Source organism: Pseudomonas iridis (assembly GCF_017980685.1).
GTDB lineage: Bacteria > Pseudomonadota > Gammaproteobacteria > Pseudomonadales > Pseudomonadaceae > Aquipseudomonas > Aquipseudomonas iridis.
Genome location: NZ_JACXXO010000037.1, coordinates 1 through 4,363, shown reverse-complemented (window position 1 = coordinate 4,363; position 4,363 = coordinate 1). Strand labels below are relative to the sequence as shown.

The window sequence follows — 4,363 nt, the reverse complement described above, 5'->3', positions numbered from 1 at the left end:
TCCGTACGCCTATCTAAAGGATGTTCTCACGCGTCTACCGACGCAGCGGGCGAGTGAAATCGAGCAGCTGCTTCCGCATAAGTGGCAGCCGGTTTAATCACGCAAGACGTGATGCCCGGACGCATACATTGCTACGGCATTCGCTCAGAGCGGCGGTTGTGCGAAGAGGCCCATTTGAACTTGGGGCATCGCTGGTTCTGCCGGTTGAGCCTTCAAGATGAGGTACCCAGTCACTCGACGTTTTCCAAAAACCACTCAATGTGGTGCGTAGGTTCTCCGGTGGTAGCGGTGCCTGAGTTCAGGCGAACTGAAAATCCGACTGTTTTCAACAGGCTCGGCCCATTGCTGAATGTCGGCACCGGGTGAATCCACAACCCAAAGCGGATACCACCAACCCTTAAATTCAAGTGCTTTTTGGCCGTTCGCGGTAAATGCGAAGGGCTGCAATTGCCCCCCCCGCCGCACCGTCAGATTTAATTAGCCCCCGGAATTTAAAGCTCGCTGGAGCGGGCTTTTTTAAGAAAGTTGATGGTTATCGGTTAAATCGCTCTACCAATGAATACTGAGTATTAGCGGTCTGGGTCAGTTCCTTGCTCAGCTCTGCCGAATGTCTGGCCTGATCAGACGTCTGATCCGCCAGGTTGGCAATGGTCGTGATATTGCGGCTGATTTCCTCGGCCACGGCGGTTTGCTCTTCGGTCGCAGCGGCAATCTGGGTAGTCATGTCCGTGATGTTTGCCACCGCTTCACTGATCCCGACTAATGCGTTATCTGCCTCAAGTACCCATGCCACGCCTTCTTCGGCCTGGCGTTGACCGCTTTCCATGGATTTCACCGCATTGTTGGACGAGACCTGCAGCTTGGAAATCAAACCATGGATTTGCATCGTTGACTCCGTCGTACGCTGCGCCAACTGGCGCACTTCATCGGCGACCACCGCAAAGCCTCGACCCATGTCGCCCGCCCGCGCGGCTTCAATGGCGGCGTTCAGCGCTAGCAGGTTGGTCTGGTCGGCAATACCCTTGATCACATCGACCACTGTGCCGATTTCATTGCTGTCCTTAGCCAGTTGCGCGACTGTCAGCCCGGTATCACCCACCACCACCGAGAGGCGCTGAATAGCTTCGCGGGTGTCCCGGGCCACGTCGCGTCCGCGTCCAGTCAACACATTGGCTTCCTGAGTAGCGTCGGCGGTGCGCTGGACGTGGCTGGCGACTTCCTGTGTGGTGGCCGCCATCTGATTGACCGCTGCCGACACCTGCTCGGTCTCGACCCGTTGGCGTTCAAGCCCACGGGAACTGTCGGTGGCGAGGCCGTCGGATCGGCCGGCTAGGCCAGTCAGTTGCTCAGCCGTATCCTGTAGCCGGGTGAGGCAAGTCTTCAGCCGAGATGCCTGGCTAACAAACGCCGTTTCAAGGCGTGCCTGCGGGCCACGTTCGTCGCTGTACATTTTGGCCTGCAATGCGTCGCAGGTTGAGGCTTCAGCCATTTCCAGCAGATGCAGCGCGCCGCGGTTTTGCCGACTCGACACCCACAGTCCGATCGGCACCGATACCCCGGCAGCCAGGATGATCGCCTCCGACATGCCGAGGAACACGCCACCCAATGCACCCACCAGGCCCATGGTCAACACCGGCAGCCAGGCGAGCAGGGCGGGTTGCCATTGATCACTTACCGGGACGGCGGACTTACCTAGGCTGATGCGTTTATAGAGGGCTTCGGTGCGAATAATCTGCTCTATCGTCGGCTTGACCCTGACCGATTCATAGCCCACAACCTCACGCCCCTCGACAATCGGCGTGACGTAGGCGTTGACCCAGTAGTGGTCGCCGTGTTTCGAGCGATTCTTGACGATGCCCATCCACGGCTTGCCAAGCTTGAGCGCGCCCCACATATGGGCAAATACGGCGGAGGGCACGTCGGGGTGACGAACGATGTTTTGAGGCGCGCCGATCAGGTCGGACTTGTTGAAACCGCTGATCTCGACGAAGGCGTCATTGCAGTAGGTGATGACTCCACGCGCATCCGTTGTCGAGATGAGCTTTTGTTGAGCCCCAAGGGCTATCTCGCGCTGCGTAACCGGTTGGTTGTTTCTCATCTGTATTGCTCCTATGCCCTAAGTAGGGGCATCGGCTGCAATATAACAAAGGTTAATGAGTAATTCTAAACGGGCAGGTTGTGCGTCGGAAAAGAAGGTGGGTAGCCTTGAATGCAGAAGTGGGTACTGATATCAAGATTGCTAATCACAGACTGAGGTCAGCATGCCATTCACCACTCTCTTGCTTTTGCAATGATCGTATATACCCAGCTCCGTGAGTGCCGGAAGAATCTCCCGCTCAGGTTCTTGCCACCGCAGCGAGTATTCGCTTTGCAGCGCCGTCAACGGCTGGACGGCATGGGCCCGTCGAATAGTTTGAGCTCTAGCTTCTGACAGGTCGAAGTGCTTGACCTTGCCTTCGCCAATAAGCTCCTTGACCACACCTGCTACCACCTCGATAGGCACGTTCGGATCTACCCGAAGCTGGTAAAGAAAATCCATGAAATCGGTCTTCAGTTGGCGCAATGAACCCTCGACGGCGACTCTGATGTGCTCCGAGCGGCTATTGAGAATCTGCTGCTTATTGTCGGAGCCGAAGGTAAAGCCGCTTGGTGGCAATGATCATCCGGGCGCGAAGCGGCGACATGCCTCAGCCCCATGCAGCCCAGGCCGAGGGCTGACACTTCAAGTGGACTGTTTCCGAGTCTGCGCTTGTGCATTTTCAATCTCCCCGCATTCGGCGATAAACAGTTAGCTGGTGATTGGGCAGTACTTTGACTGGGGCCGCACCGTGGCGAAAAAAAATAGGCGAGTGAACGAGTGGGGATAGGCGGTTGCCAATATAGCGAGTTGAAAGGGCAAGCGTCGTCAGTTGTCCTTTCGGTCACCTTGTATGCGGAGCCATCAGGAAGCGCTTAATGAATGGGTCGCAACATTCGGTGCGGAGACCGTAATGTTTTGGCCGATTGGGTGATTTGGTTTGATCGCGAATGAAAGCACTCCGAGGGCCATTTAGACTTGGCGGACTCTCATTGCCTTGAGCGGTCGCGTACTACTCTGAGCTCAAGAGTTTTCTAACTTCGGCAATGATCAAGTCGATATTAAATGGCTTTGCCAATACAGCATCAAACAAATCCGATCTCTGCATTCCGATATGTGCGTGAGCAACGCTTATCAAGATGATTGGCAAATGATTGGCGGAAGGGAGGGCTCGGACGGCTGTGGCGAATTCTAGGCCGCCCATGACTGGCATCATAAAGTCGATAATGATCAAGGCTGGCCGTTCTCTATCCAGCACCTCAAGTCCTTTTCGACCATTGCTGGCCGTCACCACCATGAACCCCTTATCCTTCAGCGCGAAGCTGTCGCCCGTCGCGCATTTTGGTTGGTTGCGCATCCAGCCAAGGCCACGAGATTTTGTTTGATGCCCATATTGCACGCCTCGCTTCAGTGATCTCGACCCGCTATCACTTTCTCCCGTATTTCTTCTGGGTCAATCGACCTGCCACCGCCGGGTTTCACGCGAGGAGACTTCAGATTGTTGAAAGCGGATGAGAACGCGCGATCTCTGGCTTGCTCTCGGCCAGATCTTTTGTCCCGCCAAACGAATTGTAAGTATCGCCACAGCAAATTCATCCCGCTCGCCGTTGCCTTGCATCATGGAAAGCATTTTTGGTGGTGAGGAGGAGAATATTGTGGCTTTTCGTCTCCTTCTCGCATGGCTTCGCCAATTGGTTTTCGTGATTTTCTACTGTGAGAGCGACCATGGCTTTCAGCGCTGATATGCCGACGCTCGCGAATTGCGCCGCAGGCCGAGCAATTCACTATCCAGGATCCATCCTCGAATGAAGCCTTCTTAAGCCATTAAAAGCCATTAAAGTTAAGGCGAATGAGATCAGAAAGGTCGTTGAATCCTTCGGATTTGTCCCCCCCCCCCGGGACTATTCGGATTCACGGCGCGTGATGACTTGGTAGGACGCATACGGCTGCGCAACACCGAAGGAAACGGTCGCTTTTCACATATATCACTGTTTTCCAAGAATCTCTTCCCCCCTAGTCGAGGGCGTCCTCGGAGTTGCGCAGGATCGGGTTGGCTCACGGTTCGTGGCCCTTGGGTCGAGGCGCCACTTGAAATTGGGGCGACGATAATAAGCGAACGCTGGCCTCGATCTTATCCATGGATTGGCGACGGAGTGCCAACCTTAGGGAAACTCTGAAAAAGGCTTCCAGATTTGGTGAAATACCCGCCTCACAGGAATCGAACGGTTGAGTCCCGATGAAACAGATGTCCTTCGCCGATGCTGAGTACGCCGGCAAACGTAAGCA

3 protein-coding genes and 3 pseudogenes are annotated in these 4,363 nt (G+C 55.2%); 2 read left to right on the top strand and 4 right to left on the bottom strand.

Features of this window, described 5'->3' with window-relative positions; translation table 11 throughout:
• Together IEQ42_RS27130 and IEQ42_RS27125 are read left to right on the top strand one after the other, a co-directional pair.
• Window positions 1-97: transposase domain-containing protein (locus tag IEQ42_RS27130; protein WP_146374934.1), on the top strand; the 97-nt coding region annotated here is incomplete at its 5' end.
• A gap of 29 nt (window positions 98-126) precedes the next feature.
• Window positions 127-252, top strand: a pseudogene (locus tag IEQ42_RS27125) (transposase); the annotation flags it as partial.
• 280 nt (window positions 253-532) lie between these two features.
• Here IEQ42_RS27125 and IEQ42_RS27120 read toward each other — a convergent pair.
• The 4 genes and pseudogenes from IEQ42_RS27120 to IEQ42_RS27110 form a co-directional block, all read right to left on the bottom strand.
• On the bottom strand, window positions 533-1,585 hold the full coding sequence (locus IEQ42_RS27120; RefSeq protein WP_414478947.1) for a methyl-accepting chemotaxis protein: 1,053 nt from the start codon (window positions 1,583-1,585) through the stop codon (window positions 533-535).
• Window positions 1,586-1,831: 246 nt separating this feature from the next.
• A pseudogene (locus IEQ42_RS27845) lies at window positions 1,832-2,098 on the bottom strand (PAS domain-containing protein); the annotation flags it as partial.
• Window positions 2,099-2,299: 201 nt separating this feature from the next.
• Window positions 2,300-2,757 (bottom strand): annotated as a pseudogene (locus IEQ42_RS27115) (aldo/keto reductase); the annotation flags it as partial.
• Window positions 2,758-3,089: 332 nt separating this feature from the next.
• Entirely contained in the window at window positions 3,090-3,434 is a 345-nt protein-coding gene (locus IEQ42_RS27110; protein WP_138763347.1) for a response regulator, read from the bottom strand.
• Window positions 3,435-4,363: the final 929 nt, after the last annotated feature.